The following is a 17,591-nucleotide window of genomic DNA, read 5'->3' on the forward strand; positions in this document are numbered from 1 at the left end:
TTGTAAACCTTATAGGTTTTTAAAACCTAAAAGGTTTGAGTTCTATTATGCAGTTTTAATTGCTTTCATGGCAGTCATCGCTTTACGCAATGTAGCGCCAATCTGTTCTACTTCGTGTGAGCGGATTGCCTCGTTAACATCGATTAATTTTCTGTTATCTACAGCGCCATCTTTACCTTCGTTAAAGTTTTTACCCACTAAATCAGTGTCAACTTTAGTCATGAAGTCAGCTAATAATGGTTTACAAGCCTGGTCGAATAAGTAACAACCATACTCAGCCGTATCAGAAATTACGCGGTTCATTTCAAATAACTTTTTACGGGCAATCGTATTGGCAATAAGCGGTGTTTCGTGCAAGCTTTCATAGTAAGCACTTTCTGGTTTAATACCCGCCTGTACCATTGTTTCGAAAGCCAATTCAACACCTGCACGAACGAAAGCAACCATTAATAAATAATTGTCGAAGTATTCTTGCTCACCAATTTTAACATCGCCAGCAGGCGTTTTTTCGAAAGCAGTTTCACCAGTTTCAGCTCTCCATTTCAATAAATTTTTATCTCCGGCAGCCCAGTCTTCCATCATGGTACGGCTAAATTCGCCACTCATAATATCATCCTGGTGTTTTTGGAACAAAGGACGCATAATGTCTTTCAATTCTTCGGAGATTTCGAAAGCCTTGATTTTAGCAACATTGCTTAATCTATCCATCATTGCAGTAATACCACCTTGTTTCAAGGCTTCCGTAATCACTTCAACACCATATTGAACCAATTTAGATGCATAACCGGCATCAATTCCTTTCTCTACCATTTTATCGAAAGATAGGATAGAACCAGTTTGCAATAAACCACAAAGAATAGTTTGCTCGCCCATTAAATCAGATTTAACCTCGGCTACAAAAGATGATTTTAAAACTCCCGCTCTATGTCCACCAGTGCCTACGCAGTACGCTTTAGCCTGTGCTAACCCTTTACCTTGAGGATCGTTTTCTGGATGTACTGCAATTAAAGTGGGCACACCAAAACCACGAACATATTCCGCTCTAACTTCGCTACCCGGACATTTTGGAGCCACCATAATAACCGTTAAATCTTTACGGATTTGCATGCCTTCTTCCACAATATTGAAACCGTGTGAGTAAGATAATGTGGCACCTTCCTTCATTAAAGGCATAATTGCATTTACAACGGCAGTATGTTGTTTATCTGGCGTAAGGTTAATTACCACATCGGCAGTTGGAATTAATTCTTCGTAAGTACCAACTGTGAAGTTGTTTTCGGTTGCATTTTTCCATGAATCTCTTTTGCCTTCAATCGCCTCTTTGCGCAACGTGTAACTTACATCTAAACCACTATCTCTTAAATTTAAACCTTGATTTAAGCCTTGAGCGCCGCAGCCTACAATCACTAGTTTTTTGCCTTTCAAAGCGCTAACGCCATCTAAAAACTCGTTGCTATCCATGAAATCGCAAACACCCAGTTGGTTTAATTTTTCTCTAAGAGGTAATGTGTTAAAATAATTTGACATCGTTTTTGTTATTTATTTTATGGTTCTATTTTCTAATTATTTTGTTTTTTGCAGTTTTACTGCCATGGTTCGTATCCTTACGAACATTTTTATCGTATTGAGCGTATTCTTCTGAATATGTAAAGCAATTTTCTGTGCTTTTCGGTTAATCAGTCCCGCTTTTCGTTCAATCTTTTTTAACTCCTGTCATTCTGAGGAACGAAGAATTTGTTTCATCGGTTGCAGATGCCCCGTGCCTCAGCATGACATTTATTCAGGGTTGCTGCAAAAAAAGTATTTCCACTTCAATCGGGTTTATTTTACTCAGGTTCGGTGTTGTTGCCCTAAACCCTTTCTACACCTTTCTTCATTGCCCAGGCATATCCATAATGCACATTATCGTGCCCTATAGTAGTAACCAGCACTTCTTCTATGCTTTTCATCTCTGCTCCATAGGTGGAAGTTGAAAAAGGCGTGATGTTTGCAAAAATGCCATTTGCATAATCTTCTTTTATTTTTTCAATGCTATTAATGGCTAATGCTTTTAATTCCGCAACTTCCACCGCCGTTACAGTGTACGTTGGCCGGGTGTCTTTTTTATAGAATTCGTTAAATTTTACCGAGTTTGCATCTGCTAAAATCCCGGTGCGTACATAACAAAGCGTTTGTGTACTTACCACAATGTGCCCGAAATTCCAAATGATATTGTTGTTGTAACCTTCAGGAATTTTATTCAATTGCTCAATCGTTAAGCCATCTATTAACTGAATAAAGGCTTTGCGTGAGGTAATTATAAAATCAAATATTTCGTTCATTTTTTCTATTGTTTTAGGTTTTAAGTTATACGTTTTACGTCCTGAACTTATAACTTACAACTTATAAAGTCGTGCTCATTTACATTGTAAATATCTTCTCGCCTTTATCTAAGAACTCATTTTCTACCAGTTCTTCTCCAGGTTCAAAGGCTTCAAATTCTTTCAGTTTCTCGTGGAAACCGGCGCTGTCTTTTATAATGGCAACCCTTGCAGAACGTACAAACTCAATTAGTTCGTAAGGCTCAAGTGCTTTCACTAGCGCATCGGTTTCTTCTCTGTGGCCAGTTACGGCAAAAACGGTATAATCTTTACGAATTACCACGGCACTTGCTCCATATTGTCTAAGCAAACGTTCTACGGTTACTTTTTCCGCAATTTCATCTGTAGATACTTTGTACAGCGCCAGTTCCTGCCAGATAATTTCTTCATTGGTATTGAAATAGACTTTCAGAACTTCAATTTGCTTTTCAATCTGACGGGCAAGTTTCCGAACCACTTCATAACTTTCGGTAATGACAATGTTGAAACGGTGGATACCATCGATTTCGGAGGCAGAACTATTTAAACTTTCGATATTAATTTTTCTTTTCGAGAAGATAATCGCAATCCTGTTTAATAAACCAATGCGATTTTCAGCATACACGGTGATGGTGTATTCTTGCTTCCCGTCTATATCGGCTTTATCTATTGTATGTTGTATTGTATTTTCAGTACTCATGTTTATTGGATTAAGGATAAAGGAACAAGGATAAAAGACATCATGCCTTTACTTTTTTATCTTTATTCCTTGCTCGTTGTTCTTTTATCTTAACTATTTCAACCTAATTTCACTTACGCTCATTCCTTGTGGAACCATTGGGAAAACATTATTTTCTCTTCCAACCATCACTTCTAAAAGGTAAGAACCTTCGTGATTGATCATCGTTTCCAAAGCTTTTCTTAAATTGGCACGTTCATCAACTTTATCGGCCTCGATGTAATATGCTTTAGCCAGGGCCACAAAATCAGGACTGGTAATGTTTACAAACGAGTATCGTTTATCGTGGAATAATTGTTGCCATTGGCGAACCATTCCTAAAAAGCGATTATTTAAAATCAGAATTTTTACTGCAGCACCAAACTGCATGATGGTTCCCAGTTCCTGTGGTGTCATTTGGAAACCTCCATCACCGATAATCGCGATTACCGTTTTATCTGGCGCACCATATTTTGCACCAATTGCTGCCGGCAAGCCGAAGCCCATGGTACCCAAACCACCAGACGTGATATTGCTGCGGGTATTATTAAATTTGGCATAACGGCAAGCAACCATTTGGTGTTGACCAACATCGGTTACGATTATAGCATCGCCGCCGCAGATTTCATTGATATTACGCAATACTTCGCCCATAGTCATTTCATCACTTGTTGGATGAAGCTCTGGCGTAATTACCTGGTCTATTTCCTGCTGGTTATAATCTTTAAATTTCGCTAACCATTCTTCGTGTTTCCTTTCATTAACCAGATTGGTTAATAGGGGTAGGGTTTCTTTACAATCGCCCCAAACGCCTACTTCTGCCTTTACATTTTTATCAATTTCAGCAGGGTCTATATCGAAATGAATTACCTTTGCCTGTTTTGCATATTTATCTAAACGGCCAGTTACGCGGTCATCGAAACGCATTCCAATCGCAATTAATACGTCACATTCATTAGTCAAAACATTCGGACCGTAATTGCCATGCATCCCCAACATACCAACATTTAATGGGTGTGAAGTTGGAATTGCGCCATCCCCCATGATTGTCCAGGCAGCTGGGATGCCAGATTTCTCAATAAACGCTTTGAACTCTGCTTCCGCTTTGCCTAAAATAACGCCCTGTCCGAATAATACAAATGGTTTTTTTGCTGCATTGATTAATGCTGCCGCTTGCTCAATATATTCAACCCTAACTTTTGGCTTTGGGCGATAAGAGCGGATATGATTACATTTTACATATTCAGGAAATTCCTCAACCTGTAATTGTGCGTTCTTAGTAATGTCAATTAAAACTGGTCCTGGTCTGCCGCTTTTGGCGATATAAAATGCTTTTGCCAAAACCTCCGGGATCTCTTTAGCATCGGTAACCTGATAATTCCATTTAGTAACGGGGGTTGTAATGTTAATCACATCTGTTTCCTGGAAAGCATCGGTGCCTAATAAATGAGCAAAAACCTGCCCTGTGATACAAACCAAAGGTGTACTATCGATTTGAGCATCGGCTAAACCAGTAACTAAATTAGTTGCGCCCGGACCACTTGTAGCAAAACAAACCCCAACTTTTCCACTTGTTCTGGCAAAACCTTGTGCGGCATGAATACCACCTTGCTCATGGCGAACCAAAATGTGTTCTAATTTGTCGGCGTAATCGTAAAGTGCATCGTAAATTGGCATGATAGCGCCGCCTGGATAGCCGAAAATGGTGGTTACGCCCTCTTCAATTAATCCATTCAACAAAACCTGCGAGCCTGTTCCTTTGAATAAAGTTTTTGAAGCTTCTGCTTTCGCCTCGGTTTGTTGTATCGTATCTTGTGCAGTTTCCATAATTATGTTTTTACGGTTCTATTATTCTTTAATTTTAAACCCAATCCGCTCCCTATCTTTCCATTTTAATTGAGCAATTTTTTCGTCGAGCATGTTATCCATTGCATCGTAGAGTTCGTTTAATTAAACATCATACTCGCCAAGTCGCTCTTTAATTTCAAGTAGCTGTTCATTAATATTGCTTTGTTTTAGCAAGATTTTGCGAACATCTACAAAGGCTCTCATAATGGCAATGTTCATGTTAATTGCCCTTTCACTTCTCAAAACTCCACTTAGCATGGCTACACCTTGCTCTGTAAAAGCGTAAGGAGTAATCCCTATATTTCTTTTGTTTTGGCTTATCATCACAATTTGTGATGACAGGTTAGGAATCTCTTCGTATGCGGTCACAATTTGTGACCGCATACTTTCCCATTCACTTGAGGATAGCCTAAACATAAAATCATCTGGAAAACGTTCTATATTTCGTTTTACCGCTTGATTCAAAACCTTTGTTTCAACTTGCATAAAGCAAAGCCAAATCGAAATCTAGCATTACTCTTTCACCCCGAATCGTATAAATTCTACTTTGAATGCTCTTAATAATCTGCATATCTTTAAGTTTTATGTTGATTTATAGTCGGGATGACTATTTTTTACTTTCTCATCCTTCCCCCTTCAGGGGTTAGGGGGTTAATATTCATCAGTCACACAACCGCTTGCTGCATCTGATACTGTTTTAGCATATTTATAAAGCACACCTTTTGTCACTTTCAATACTGGTTGAACATATCTGTTTCTTCGCTCGGCGATCACCTCTTCGCTTATTTGCAAACTAATTATATTATTAACGGCGTCGATTAAAATCGGATCATTATCTTCAACCAAACCAATTAAACCTCCTTTATAAGATTCTGGCGTGATGTGACCTACTACAAAGCCGTGTGTTCCACCAGAGAAGCGACCATCAGTAATTAAAGCTACCGACTTACCTAAACCTGCACCGATAATGGCCGATGTTGGCTTTAACATTTCAGGCATACCTGGAGCACCAACTGGGCCAGAGTTTTTGATTACAATTACATCTCCCGGTTGAACACGACCGCTAGAAATACCAGCGATTAAATCATGCTCGCCATCAAAAACACGTGCCGGACCTTCGAATTTTTCACCCTCCTTACCGGAAATCTTTGCAACTGAACCTTTCTCCGCTAAATTTCCATAAAGAATTTGTAAGTGACCTGTTGGTTTGATTGGTTCGCTTAATTTCTGAATAATTTTCTGATCGTAATCCATGATTGATTTTACATCAGCCAGGTTTTCGGCCATCGTTTTTCCAGTTACGGTCAGGCAATCGCCATGTAACAAACCTTCATTCAATAAGAATTTCAACACTGCAGGAATACCACCGTACTGGTGTAGATCTTGCATCAGGTATTTTCCGCTTGGTTTAAAGTCAGCTAAAACCGGAGTTACATCGCTCATTCTCTGGAAATCATCCTGTGTAATTTCAACTCCGATAGCTTTACCCATTGCAATAAAATGTAGTACTGCATTGGTGCTTCCTCCTAAAATAATGATCGAACGGATGGCATTTTCAAATGCTTTCCTCGTCATAATATTAGATGGTTTGATATCTTTTTCTAATAATATCTTGATGTATTTTCCGGCATCTAAACACTCTTGCTTTTTCTCAGGACTAATTGCCGGGTTTGAAGAGGAATAAGGCAAACTCATACCCAAAGCTTCGATTGCTGACGCCATGGTGTTTGCAGTGTACATTCCTCCACATGCACCTGCACCCGGGCAAGTATGTTTTATAATTCCCTGATAATCTTCTTCAGATAAATTACCACAGATCTTCTGTCCTAATGCTTCAAATGCTGAAACTATATTTAATTCTTCGCCTTTATAATGTCCTGGAGCAATCGTTCCGCCGTAAACCATAATTGATGGCCGATCTAAACGAGCCATAGCCATGATTGCTCCCGGCATGTTTTTATCACAGCCTGGAATAGAGATAATTCCATCGTAATATTGTCCACCGCAAATGGTTTCGATACTGTCAGCAATTACATCGCGGCTTACCAATGAATAACGCATCCCATCCGTTCCGTTACTCATCCCATCACTCACCCCAATGGTATTAAAAACCAAGCCCACTAAATCATTTTTCCAAACCCCAGTTTTAACATCTTTTGCAAGATCGTTAAGGTGCATGTTGCAGGTGTTGCCATCATAACCCATACTTGCAATTCCGACTTGTGCCTTTGCCATATCTGCATCGGTTAATCCGATTCCATATAACATAGCTTGTGCAGCAGGTTGTGTTGGGTCTTGTGTAAATGTTTTACTGTACTTGTTTAATTCGCTCATTGTTTAGTAATTGGTGGTAATTTTGTAATGTTTTAAGGTTGTAATGTTTTGCAATCAATCTTGATACTCGATACTAAATAATTACCTCGTAGTTTACTTTTTCTAGTACCAGGTTTTTATAAGCTCTTTGTATGGTATAACCGATAGATTCTCTCCAAAGAGTGCGGAAAACGATATCGTCAATAGAGGCAATACCTGCAATTTCGGTAGCAGTCCCACATAGGAAGGCACTATCTGCATTTTTCAAATCTTCAACAGTTAATTTTTTCTCGATGCATTCGATATCTAACACGCTGCAAAGTTCTTTAACCGTTGCCCGGGTAATGCCTGGTAAAATATTACCCAACGATGGAGTGTATAATTTTCCATCTTTCTCTAGAAAAATGTTCGCACCAGAAGATTCTGCAACAAATCCATGCATATCTAAAAGTAGCGCATCGTCATATCCCTTAATGTTGGCCGCAGTGGTTGCCAAAATGGAGTTTACATAGTTTCCACTTAACTTAGCCTCCATCGGAGTCGATTTCGGGTTTGGTCTTTCGTAATCGGAGATCGTGAGCTTTAAAAGTTTATTCCCTGAATAAGCTTCCCAATCCCAGGCGCAGATTAGTATCGAAACACCGCTTGGTCCATTCAGTTTCATGTTTGGATGGCAAAAAACCAACGGCCGGATATAGGCATCCTTCAACTTATTTAAAGTAAGAAGCTTGTAGGTTTCTTTAATTAATTCTTGTTTACCCCATGGGAAAGGAATATTTGCCAACTGGCAAGAGCGCTCTAAACGGTCAAAATGGGCAGCGGCTTTGAAAATCCGATTTCCATTGTGTGTTTTATATGCTCTGATACCTTCAAACGCGGCATAACCGTAGTGTAACGACTGGCCATAAAGGTCGGTGCCACTATCTACAGCTTTTTCGAACCTTCCATCAAGATAAATAATCGTATTAGAATTGTAGTACTTCATAATACTGCGTTTTGTTATTTAAAAAAAGCGTCCTGTTTGTATCAGGACGCTTTAGGTATATTTAGTTTTTTAAATCTATTTAAAAGCTGCCCGTCTTCTTTCCTAAAATTAGGAGTAGGAGGTTTAGAATAATGACAAATAACAACACAATATTTCCGCCCGCATTTGCGGTGCTGATTTTGAAAAGATTGCTGTTTTGAATTGTCATTATTTTCTGATGCTTTATAAATACCAATTTAGTTTTTGGTTCATTAATATGCAAGAGAAATCAGAAAAAAGTTAAATAAGAATAATATTTTTAAATTTTATGTTTAAACAGAATGTTATTCGTTATCGAAGTGGAATTTGTGATTTAATGCCGTTGGTGGTATACCGAATATCAAAACGGTATACGGTATGTTTGTTATGCTTGCATTGTAAAATTTACTATTTTCTTCCTAAATGTGACTTGTGGTTGGAGAAATGTTCAAATTCTAAGGGTTAACTATAACAAAAAAGCCTTCCCGAAATTAATAGGAAAGGCTTTCTCTAATGAGGCTAAAATAAATTCAGCACTAATTTTTATCTAAGCAATACCTTCAGCCAAAACAACAATTTTGTTGTGGATGGCTTCGACAACACCGCCTTTGATGAAAAAACGTTGCTCATCGGCTTTGCCGGCTTTGATAATAACTTCCCCATCTTCTAAAGTTGAGATGATCGCCGCATGGTCTTTCAAAATCTGAAAAGAACCTAAAGTACCAGGAACGGTAACTGCTGTTACTTCACCTTCGAAAACTTTTTTATCTGGAGTTAATATTTCTAAAGTCATTCTTTTTTAGATTTGAGATTTGAGATATGAGATTTGAGATTTGCATCCCGTCTCACATCTCATATCTAATGTCTCACGTCTTAGTTAGCTTCTGCCAATAACTTTTTACCTTTTTCAATAGCATCTTCAATGCTACCAACTAAGTTAAATGCAGCTTCTGGATATTCATCAACTTCACCATCCATAATCATGTTGAAACCTTTGATGGTATCTTTAATATCAACCAACACACCTTTTAGGCCTGTAAATTGTTCTGCTACGTGGAAAGGTTGAGATAAGAAACGTTGAACACGACGAGCTCTTGATACCACTAATTTATCTTCTTCAGATAATTCGTCCATACCTAAAATCGCAATGATATCTTGTAATTCTTTATAACGTTGTAAAGTTTCTTTCACACGTTGTGCAGTGTTATAGTGCTCATCACCTAAAACAGCAGGAGAAAGGATACGTGAGGTAGAATCTAATGGATCTACCGCCGGATAAATACCAAGCTCAGCAATTTTACGAGAAAGTACAGTAGTTGCATCTAAGTGGGCAAATGTTGTTGCCGGTGCAGGGTCAGTTAAATCATCCGCAGGTACATATACCGCTTGTACTGATGTAATTGAACCACGTTTAGTTGAAGTAATACGCTCTTGCATTAAACCCATCTCAGTTGCCAATGTTGGTTGGTAACCTACTGCAGATGGCATACGGCCTAATAAAGCCGATACTTCAGAACCTGCCTGAGTGAAACGGAAGATGTTATCAACGAAGAAAAGGATGTCTTTTCCTGCGCCTTCACCATCACCATCACGGAAATATTCTGCAACTGTTAATCCTGATAATGCTACACGAGCACGTGCACCAGGAGGCTCGTTCATTTGACCGAAAACCAATGTTGCTTTAGATTCTTTTAATTTTTCAGTATCAACCGATTTCAAATCCCATCCACCTTTTTCCATTGAGTGTAAGAAATCGTCACCGTAGTTGATTACGCCTGATTCTATAAATTCACGAAGTAAATCGTTACCCTCACGAGTACGCTCACCAACACCTGCGAATACTGATAAACCAGCATAAGCTTTAGCGATGTTGTTTACCAACTCCATAATTAATACCGTTTTACCTACACCAGCACCACCGAACAAACCAATTTTACCACCTTTTGCATAAGGCTCTAATAAATCGATTACTTTGATACCTGTGAAAAGTACCTCAGTTTCAGTTGATAGATCTTCGAACTTAGGAGGAGTAGCATGGATCGGACGACCGTCAGTTTTATCTACAGCAGTAATACCGTCAATCGCATCACCTACTACGTTAAATAAACGACCTTTAATTTGATCGCCAACTGGCATTTTAATCGCTGAACCAGTATCAAGTACCTTCATTCCACGAACTAAACCATCAGTAGAATCCATAGAGATTGCACGTACGCGATCTTCGCCTAAATGCTGTTGAACTTCTAAAACAATTTTTTGTCCATTTTCTTTTGTTATCTCTAACGCATCGAAAATTTTAGGTAGATGGGCATCATCAGCAAAGCTAACGTCAACCACTGGGCCGATAATTTGTGCTATTTTTCCTAAGTTAGGCATATCTGTTGTGAGTAAATTTATTACAGTCAATGAATTAAAGCTGTTTGTAAGGGCTCCAATTCGGTTGGCAAAGTTAAGTTATTATTAGTAAATTTTAAATATATATTACAAATTTTTCTTAGGCGATTTTAATGGCTGCTTTTAAACAAAAAAAACACCCTGAAACTATTATTTTCAAAGTGTTTTTTCTACTGTTTTTAACTTTAAAATGTGTAACCTATACTAAATCCTGGCCAAATGACATAAAATAAATCATCTCCTACTCGACTCTTTGAAAATTCATCTTGAGTAAGCCGAACTAATATACCTGCCCTGTACATTAGGCCGCCTGCTGGTTTTTGGTGTCGATAGCCCAATCGGAGTGTGGTAACTTTGGCAAGTTTATATGTTTTTTCGGTTATATCCCCTACCATACTATATTTGTAATCATTAAATAGGCTAAATAATCCTAACCCTAATCCAGCCTCCGCAAAATTTGGATTACTGTTGTTCTGATGATATAATATGTTCAGCTCAATTGGAACATTAAATTTCCCATACACACTTGGGTTTGAACGGGGAATATATTCAAAACCCAATCGAGGAACGAGTTTAATTTGATTGGAAATTGGGATTATTCTATCGTAATTTAAAGAATAAACTACACCGTTGCCGAGGGCTTCAAGATAAATGCTATTTTTTTTTATCTGAGCCATAGAATTTAAACTTAAAATGGATAACCATAAAATTAAAATGTTCTTCTTCATTTTATCGGATTCTAGATGATAAACGGATTTCATTATTGTCGTAATTAGCATTACTTGTAAAAGCGCCACCCGTATTTTGTTCGTTTTTATTACTAATTTTTAATCTTGTAGCGAGGTAAGGATTTTCATTAGATCTATATCTAATTTGAATTGAATTATTATCAGCAGCCACATTTACAATTTTGGAGCCGTTTAAATCTAAAAAACCAGTATCGTATTCATAAATTATAAAATATACATAATCACCTCTCTCAGGATAGTAATGAGTTTGAATATTTGGCGAAGTACTTTTACAAGCTAAATAAGCAGCATAGTTTCCCACTGGGTCAGCAAATAGTATATTTTTACATTGATCGAAGTCTGAAAATAGCTCACTGTTGAATCGAAAATAATTAAAATTCACATCAATTGATTTCTGTCTGTTTACTTCCTTTCTTGTAAACTCTTTTATCTCGAAATTATAATCGACATCATTTACTTCATTAAATATTCCATAATGGCGTGGAGATTTATTATATCTGAATGATGCTTCTGGCTGATTAGTAGTGGGATTTATACCATTACTCCAACTAACTGCAGCAATAAAATATACCTCACTACCACCTTTTATAAAAGATTCTTTATGCTCTTTGATTGTCATTGTTGGAAAGTATGCATCAGCCCCGATTGGAGTTGTTGGGGCAGTTGGTGTCGGCCCATTCGTTGTTGGAGGTACTGTTCCATTGCTACCCACACGCTCGTTAAATGTTATCCCCCAAACCCTATGTCGTTTAGAAAAACATTCATCAACAGGTATATTTTCGATTAAGGCTCCGTTTTGGTCATAAGTATACCCTGTGAACGTATCCTGACCCGGAATCTCTTCTCCATCCGATATAACAATTACAGGATTTAAATAAATTGGTTCAAGAGGATTGATTACTGCATTTAAACATGGATCGGGAGGCAAAGGTGTTCCTGGATCTCCTGGTTCAATAGGTTCTTCAGGATATTCTTGCTCCTCAAAAAAGGGAATATAAATTTGTGGGTAAAGTGTTTCGCCATTAACCACGACAGGCTCGGTAAGCGCAATTTCTAGTGCTTGCAAATCAACTTGTTGCGCTGGCCCACTAGGCATTGGGGCGGTGCTCATTTGTAAGTTCGATTTTAAGGCTAGTCGATCAGAAGAATTATTTTCAACCAAGTCCTTTAAAAGTACATTATAATCACCATCAAATTTTTCAGCAACTCTGTTGTTAACCAACTTTTTCATTTCTGGATTTACCGCCAGCTTGGCTATTATTTTTCCATATTCATTCAGCTTTTGATTAACGTAGGCCTTAGCTTCCTGCTTGGTGCTAAAAGTTTTTACATTTCCGACGACCTGGTTTTCAATGTTTTTTTTGCAACTACTAAGTCCTACTGCTAATATAGCGATAGCGGTAATTGTTTTTGAAAGCGTTTTTTTAAATAGTTTTTGTTCCATATTATATAATTGATTAGTTTCCAATTTATAATAAGGATGATTTATCACAAAGCTATTGTAATTTTGATCTAAAAAAAGAGTAAAATTACCCTAATTATGAAAACAATTTTAACTACCGGTAGCAATGGACTTTTGGGTCAGAAATTAACAGAAAAAATTTTGACAGAGGGTAGGGTAAAGTTAGTAGCCACATCAAAAGGTATAAACCGTTATCCAGTTAAAGCCGGCTATGAATATGCAGAAATGGATATTCTCAATCCGCAACAGGTTAGCGAAGTTATAGATAAATATCAACCAGACGCCATCATTCATACTGCAGCAATGACCAATGTAGATACCGCTGAAGCGGATAAAGAGTTGTGTTATCAATTAAATGTAGTAGCGGTTCAAAATCTTTTATCGCTATGCGAAGAAAAAAATATCCAATTGATTCATTTAAGTACCGATTTCGTTTTTGATGGGGAAGAAGGGCCATATAAAGAAGATGATCCGGTTAACCCCGTGAGTTATTATGGCGAATCGAAAGTTTTGGCCGAAGAAATAATTAAGAAATCGACAGTGAATTGGGTAGTTATAAGAACGATTTTGGTTTATGGCATTACCAATGATATGAGTAGAAGCAATATCGTATTGTGGGCAAAGAGCGCTTTGGAGAAACGTTTGCCGATAAACGTTGTAAATGATCAATGGCGAATGCCCACTTTAGCTGAAGATTTGGCGGAGGCTTGTTTGTTGACTGTGGAAAAGCAAGCCAAGGGTATTTTTAATGTATCTGGCAAAGATTACATGAGCATTGCAGATTTAGTGCGAAAAGTTGCCGATTATTGGGCATTGGATCAATCGATTATTTCAGAGGTAAGTTCTGTCGGTTTAAACCAAACGGCGAGGAGACCGATGAGAACCGGTTTTGTATTAGATAAAGCGATAAACGATTTGGATTACCGGCCGCATAGTTTTGAGGAAGGTTTGAAGATCGTGGATGAGCAGATGAAAAGTAGAAAGTAGGGAATAGGAAATGGAAAATAGAAAAATGGGGGAAATGGAAATTAGGAAATAGACAAATCAGTAAGCTCTTTCTTTTCGAAACTTTGTGCCGCAATTTACCAATTAGCCAATTTATTCCAGCAAGTCAAATAATTAAACAATAAATATATGTCATTACAAGTAGGCGATCAGGCCCCAGATTTTAAATTATACAGCTCAGATTTAGCGGAAGTATCTTTATCTGCATTCAAAGGAAAAAAAGTAATCATACACTTCTTCCCGATGGCTTTTACGGGTACGTGTACCGAACAACTTTGTACAATGAGAGACAATTTCAGCTTTTACGAAGGTATCGATGCCCAAGTATTAGGAATTTCTGTAGATTCTCCGTTTTCGTTAGCCAAATTTAAGGAAGTTCAAAATTATCAGTTCCCGTTATTGTCTGACTTTAATAAGGAAGTATCTGAATCGTTTGGTGCTATCTACCCAGAATTTGTGTTCGGTTTAAAAGGCGTTTCCAAAAGAGCAGCTTTTGTGATAGATGAGGAAGGAAAAATAGCTTATGCTGAAGTTTTAGAAGACGCCAAAGATTTGCCTGATTTTAAGGCAATTGATGATGCTTTGAAAGCTTAATATTCTGTAACGCTAAGTTTATTTGAGATTTTTTTTTTCAAAATTATTTTGAATTTAAATCTCAAATCTTACCTTTGCAGTCCGTTAACAAACGGAATTGCATTTGTAGCTCAATTGGATAGAGCATCTCACTACGGATGAGAAGGTTTGGGGTTCGAATCCCTACAAGTGCACTTGAAGAGGATCTCGAAAAGAGATCCTCTTTTTTTGTTCAATTTTTTATAAAGAACCAGTCTTGTTTTTGAGAATTGCATAGAAATCTGCTAGAAATTCTGAAAAGATTCCCTAAATCATAAAATTCTTCGCGAAATAATTTAGATAGGTTTCAAATTGCCGTGTTTTTCAAATAAATTCTCAATTATAAAACTCATCCAAATTAATAATTATATATTTGCAGCCTTGAAAGGCAGCGCTTTGTGCGATTTTCATGATTAGTTGATGTCTTGTTGTCAAGACTGTTTATTTTAAAGACAACCTAAACCACGTTAATGCTTAATTTAGTTCTCTTTGGCCCTCCAGGGGCGGGTAAAGGCACCCAATCTGAAAAGCTGATTGCAAAATATCAGTTGGTACATGTTTCAACAGGCGATCTTTTTAGAGCACATGTTAAAGGTGAAACAGAATTAGGAAAAAAAGTTAGTCAATTGTTAGCAGATGGAGAGTTAGTTCCGGATGCAATTACAATTGCCATGCTTGAAGAAGAAGTAGATAAAAATCCTGATGCAAAAGGTTTCGTATTTGATGGTTTTCCTCGTACTGTTCCTCAAGCAATAGAACTTGATTTATTTTTAGAGCGTAAAGGAAGCAAGATTGCCGGAGTTATTGCTTTAGATGTTGATCAGGTGGAGCTTACGAAACGCATAGCTGAACGTCATAAAACAAGTGGCCGTCCAGATGATGACGCGGAAAAGTTAAAAAAGCGGATCTCAGAGTACTTTGAAAAAACAATCCATGTTTTGCCTTACTATGAAGAACAAGGAAAGTTGAAAAAAGTAAACGGCATTGGAGAAATTGAAAATGTATACAATGATCTTTGCGCAGTAATTGATCAATTTTAAAGGATAAAAATAATAATTTTAACATCCGCAAAAATAACAGTTGTTGTTTTTTGCGGATGTTTGTTTTTTAGCGATTTTTGCAAATCAGATTCGTTAATACAAAAAAAATACAACAAGAGTTCATCGATTTTTTTAATCTAAAATCGTCAATCTAAAATCAAAAATCAATATGTCACAGGGTTCGAATTTCGTAGATTATGTAAAAATTTGCTGCCGTTCTGGTAAAGGAGGAGCTGGTTCAGCACATTTACATCGTGATATTTTGACTTCTATGGGCGGGCCTGATGGAGGTGATGGTGGTCGTGGCGGCCACATCATTGTAAAAGGCAGCGTTCATATCTGGACATTATTACACCTTAAATACCGCAAGCATATCATTGCCCAGGATGGTGGTGCCGGCGGAAGTTCACACAAATTCGGCAAGCAAGGCCAGGATGAAATCCTCGAAGTTCCTTTGGGAACAATCGCTAAAGATGCTGAAACCGGTGAGGTTCTTTTTGAAATTACTAAAGATGGTGAAACTAAAATTTTAACTGCTGGCGGTCGTGGCGGTTTAGGAAATGCACATTTCAAAAACGCGGTACAGCAAACTCCACGTTTTGCACAACCAGGCGAGCCAGGAAAAGAGGTTTGGAATATCCTTGAACTGAAAGTTTTAGCAGATGTAGGATTAGTTGGGTTTCCAAACGCTGGAAAATCTACCTTGTTATCAGTGGTTTCGGCTGCTAAACCAGAAATTGCAGATTATCCGTTTACCACAATTGTTCCTAATTTAGGTATTGTAAGTTATCGCGGAGGCAAATCTTTCGTCATGGCCGATATTCCGGGAATTATCGAAGGTGCCTCAAAAGGTAAAGGTTTAGGCTACCGTTTCTTGCGTCACATTGAACGTAATTCGGTGTTGTTATTTATGGTTCCGGCAGATACCAGCAGAACCATCAAAGAAGAATACGAGATTTTAAAAAGTGAGCTTCAATCTTATAATCCTGAACTTATGCAAAAACCACACGTTTTGGCCATTACGAAATCTGATATGTTGGATGAAGAACTTGTGGCTGAAATGAAGCAGGATTTGCCAGAGATACCGTCGATTTTTATCTCTTCTGTGGCACAAAAAAACCTGTTGGAGCTTAAAGATATGCTTGTAAAAGCGATCGAAAGTTAAGGGTTGAAGGTTCAGGGTTGAAGGTTGAAGGTTGAAGGTTGAAGGTTGAAGGTTGAAGGAATTTGGGGCATACAAGTTACATTATGTAGTTCGCAACCTGTCCATCTAAATTATTTTTTGAGCACTTTCACTACCAAAAAAGCGATAGTTGATCAATATACCAGTGTAAGCCTAACTTCTTAGCCGGTCTACTACACATCCAACCCATTCTTTCAAAATAGATTGCCAATAGCTTAGCGCATCTGCGTTGGGCATGTAATAGTCTGATATATCATATTTTTCCTTACCGATGTAATCTGTTGGGTAATAAGTCAATTGCTTATCAAAAGCTTCGTCAAAAATCATTTTTGAACGTGGAATGTGCCACGCACTGGTGATTACCAAAACGGTTTCGTCCCGTTTATTTTTGTTGATCAGTTCTTCACTATATTTTGCATTTTCAATCGTATTCTTGCTTCTATTCTCTATTAAAACGCATGAGTCTGGTATTCCAATTTGTTTAAGATATTTCGCTACATAATCAGCTTCAATAGATTCTTTGCCAATCAGTTTTCCAGAACCACCACTAATCAGGATTTTTTTGATTATACCCGTTTTAAATAAATAAATAGTTTGAATAAGCCGATCTCCACGCTCATTTGCGGCAAGCTCGCCACGTTGGGTAGATTTAGAGAAACCGCCTAGTAATATTCCGATATCATACTTTTGATATTTAGGATAAGTGGGTTCATAAACATTGTATATTTTTCCGATTAAAAAACTGTTCGAAAAAACAAAGAGCAGTGAGGCCGCCAGTATAAAAAGTATCTTCCTCCGTCGCTCTTTTCGCGTAAAAATTGCAAATAATAATACGGCGAAAACCCAAATAATGGGTTGCAGAAGAAAAAGTAATAATTTTGAAAGAATAAATACCATAAAGCAAAATAACCCTTCAAAACTAAGG

Annotated in this window: 16 protein-coding genes and 1 tRNA gene; 5 read left to right on the forward strand and 12 right to left on the reverse strand. The window is 37.6% G+C overall.

What is annotated here, in order from left to right; translation table 11 throughout:
- Positions 1–45 precede the first annotated feature (45 nt).
- From ilvC to ASE92_RS18395, 11 genes are all read right to left on the reverse strand, one after another.
- Positions 46–1,527 carry a ketol-acid reductoisomerase gene (ilvC, locus tag ASE92_RS18345; protein WP_056851583.1) on the reverse strand — a complete coding sequence of 494 codons (1,482 nt, stop codon included), beginning with the start codon at positions 1,525–1,527 and terminating at the stop codon, positions 46–48.
- A 323-nt stretch (positions 1,528–1,850) separates the two neighbouring features.
- A complete protein-coding gene (locus ASE92_RS18350; protein WP_056851584.1) occupies positions 1,851–2,321 on the reverse strand; it encodes a DinB family protein in 471 nt (156 codons plus the stop codon).
- 79 nt (positions 2,322–2,400) lie between these two features.
- On the reverse strand, positions 2,401–3,039 hold the full coding sequence (gene ilvN, locus ASE92_RS18355; protein ID WP_056851585.1) for an acetolactate synthase small subunit: 639 nt from the start codon (positions 3,037–3,039) through the stop codon (positions 2,401–2,403).
- 93 nt (positions 3,040–3,132) lie between these two features.
- Positions 3,133–4,884 (reverse strand): biosynthetic-type acetolactate synthase large subunit, encoded by a 1,752-nt coding sequence (gene ilvB, locus ASE92_RS18360; RefSeq protein ID WP_056851586.1) that lies wholly within the window; start codon positions 4,882–4,884, stop codon positions 3,133–3,135.
- Positions 4,885–5,007: 123 nt separating this feature from the next.
- A complete protein-coding gene (locus ASE92_RS18365) occupies positions 5,008–5,391 on the reverse strand; it encodes an ORF6N domain-containing protein (RefSeq protein ID WP_200926457.1) in 384 nt (127 codons plus the stop codon).
- 165 nt (positions 5,392–5,556) lie between these two features.
- Positions 5,557–7,239 (reverse strand): dihydroxy-acid dehydratase, encoded by a 1,683-nt coding sequence (ilvD, locus tag ASE92_RS18370; RefSeq protein WP_056851587.1) that lies wholly within the window; start codon positions 7,237–7,239, stop codon positions 5,557–5,559.
- Positions 7,240–7,312: 73 nt separating this feature from the next.
- On the reverse strand, positions 7,313–8,203 hold the full coding sequence (locus ASE92_RS18375; protein WP_056851588.1) for an aminotransferase class IV: 891 nt from the start codon (positions 8,201–8,203) through the stop codon (positions 7,313–7,315).
- 565 nt (positions 8,204–8,768) lie between these two features.
- Positions 8,769–9,014 carry an ATP synthase F1 subunit epsilon gene (atpC, locus tag ASE92_RS18380; protein WP_056851589.1) on the reverse strand — a complete coding sequence of 82 codons (246 nt, stop codon included), beginning with the start codon at positions 9,012–9,014 and terminating at the stop codon, positions 8,769–8,771.
- A gap of 80 nt (positions 9,015–9,094) precedes the next feature.
- The gene (gene atpD, locus ASE92_RS18385) at positions 9,095–10,597 is read right to left on the reverse strand and encodes a F0F1 ATP synthase subunit beta (protein WP_056851590.1); all 1,503 of its coding nucleotides are present in this window, start codon (positions 10,595–10,597) and stop codon (positions 9,095–9,097) included.
- A gap of 203 nt (positions 10,598–10,800) precedes the next feature.
- Positions 10,801–11,343 carry a hypothetical protein gene (locus tag ASE92_RS18390; RefSeq protein WP_157255790.1) on the reverse strand — a complete coding sequence of 181 codons (543 nt, stop codon included), beginning with the start codon at positions 11,341–11,343 and terminating at the stop codon, positions 10,801–10,803.
- Position 11,344: 1 nt separating this feature from the next.
- Entirely contained in the window at positions 11,345–12,832 is a 1,488-nt protein-coding gene (locus ASE92_RS18395) for a hypothetical protein (RefSeq protein WP_056851592.1), read from the reverse strand.
- 72 nt (positions 12,833–12,904) lie between these two features.
- Between ASE92_RS18395 and ASE92_RS18400 the strand changes: the two genes are divergently transcribed.
- From ASE92_RS18400 to obgE, 5 genes are all read left to right on the forward strand, one after another.
- Positions 12,905–13,813, forward strand: a complete 909-nt coding sequence (locus ASE92_RS18400; protein ID WP_056851593.1) for an SDR family oxidoreductase — start codon at positions 12,905–12,907, stop codon at positions 13,811–13,813.
- Positions 13,814–13,960: 147 nt separating this feature from the next.
- The gene (locus ASE92_RS18405) at positions 13,961–14,425 is read left to right on the forward strand and encodes a redoxin domain-containing protein (RefSeq protein WP_056851594.1); all 465 of its coding nucleotides are present in this window, start codon (positions 13,961–13,963) and stop codon (positions 14,423–14,425) included.
- A gap of 99 nt (positions 14,426–14,524) precedes the next feature.
- Positions 14,525–14,598, forward strand: a tRNA-Arg gene (locus ASE92_RS18410).
- A gap of 315 nt (positions 14,599–14,913) precedes the next feature.
- On the forward strand, positions 14,914–15,483 hold the full coding sequence (locus tag ASE92_RS18415) for an adenylate kinase (RefSeq protein ID WP_056851595.1): 570 nt from the start codon (positions 14,914–14,916) through the stop codon (positions 15,481–15,483).
- Between the two features lie 169 nt (positions 15,484–15,652).
- Complete coding sequence (obgE, locus tag ASE92_RS18420) at positions 15,653–16,648, forward strand: GTPase ObgE (protein WP_056851596.1); 996 nt, start codon at positions 15,653–15,655, stop codon at positions 16,646–16,648.
- 171 nt (positions 16,649–16,819) lie between these two features.
- On the opposite strand, the gene ASE92_RS18425 is transcribed toward obgE, so the two are convergent.
- Positions 16,820–17,563, reverse strand: a complete 744-nt coding sequence (locus tag ASE92_RS18425; RefSeq protein ID WP_056851597.1) for a YdcF family protein — start codon at positions 17,561–17,563, stop codon at positions 16,820–16,822.
- Between the last annotated feature and the right edge of the window lie 28 nt (positions 17,564–17,591).

This window comes from Pedobacter sp. Leaf41 (genome assembly GCF_001422545.1).
GTDB lineage: Bacteria > Bacteroidota > Bacteroidia > Sphingobacteriales > Sphingobacteriaceae > Pedobacter.

Bases quoted from the DNA above. Each gene is read 5' to 3' on its own strand.
- ilvC (WP_056851583.1), bottom strand. From the start codon at position 1,527: ATGTCAAATTATTTTAACACATTACCTCTTAGAGAAAAATTAAACCAA.
- ASE92_RS18350 (WP_056851584.1), bottom strand. From the start codon at position 2,321: ATGAACGAAATATTTGATTTTATAATTACCTCACGCAAAGCCTTTATT.
- ilvN (WP_056851585.1), bottom strand. From the start codon at position 3,039: ATGAGTACTGAAAATACAATACAACATACAATAGATAAAGCCGATATA.
- ilvB (WP_056851586.1), bottom strand. From the start codon at position 4,884: ATGGAAACTGCACAAGATACGATACAACAAACCGAGGCGAAAGCAGAA.
- ASE92_RS18365 (WP_200926457.1), bottom strand. From the start codon at position 5,391: ATGCAAGTTGAAACAAAGGTTTTGAATCAAGCGGTAAAACGAAATATA.
- ilvD (WP_056851587.1), bottom strand. From the start codon at position 7,239: ATGAGCGAATTAAACAAGTACAGTAAAACATTTACACAAGACCCAACA.
- ASE92_RS18375 (WP_056851588.1), bottom strand. From the start codon at position 8,203: ATGAAGTACTACAATTCTAATACGATTATTTATCTTGATGGAAGGTTC.
- atpC (WP_056851589.1), bottom strand. From the start codon at position 9,014: ATGACTTTAGAAATATTAACTCCAGATAAAAAAGTTTTCGAAGGTGAA.
- atpD (WP_056851590.1), bottom strand. From the start codon at position 10,597: ATGCCTAACTTAGGAAAAATAGCACAAATTATCGGCCCAGTGGTTGAC.
- ASE92_RS18390 (WP_157255790.1), bottom strand. From the start codon at position 11,343: ATGAAGAAGAACATTTTAATTTTATGGTTATCCATTTTAAGTTTAAAT.
- ASE92_RS18400 (WP_056851593.1), top strand. From the start codon at position 12,905: ATGAAAACAATTTTAACTACCGGTAGCAATGGACTTTTGGGTCAGAAA.
- ASE92_RS18405 (WP_056851594.1), top strand. From the start codon at position 13,961: ATGTCATTACAAGTAGGCGATCAGGCCCCAGATTTTAAATTATACAGC.
- ASE92_RS18415 (WP_056851595.1), top strand. From the start codon at position 14,914: ATGCTTAATTTAGTTCTCTTTGGCCCTCCAGGGGCGGGTAAAGGCACC.
- obgE (WP_056851596.1), top strand. From the start codon at position 15,653: ATGTCACAGGGTTCGAATTTCGTAGATTATGTAAAAATTTGCTGCCGT.
- ASE92_RS18425 (WP_056851597.1), bottom strand. From the start codon at position 17,563: ATGGTATTTATTCTTTCAAAATTATTACTTTTTCTTCTGCAACCCATT.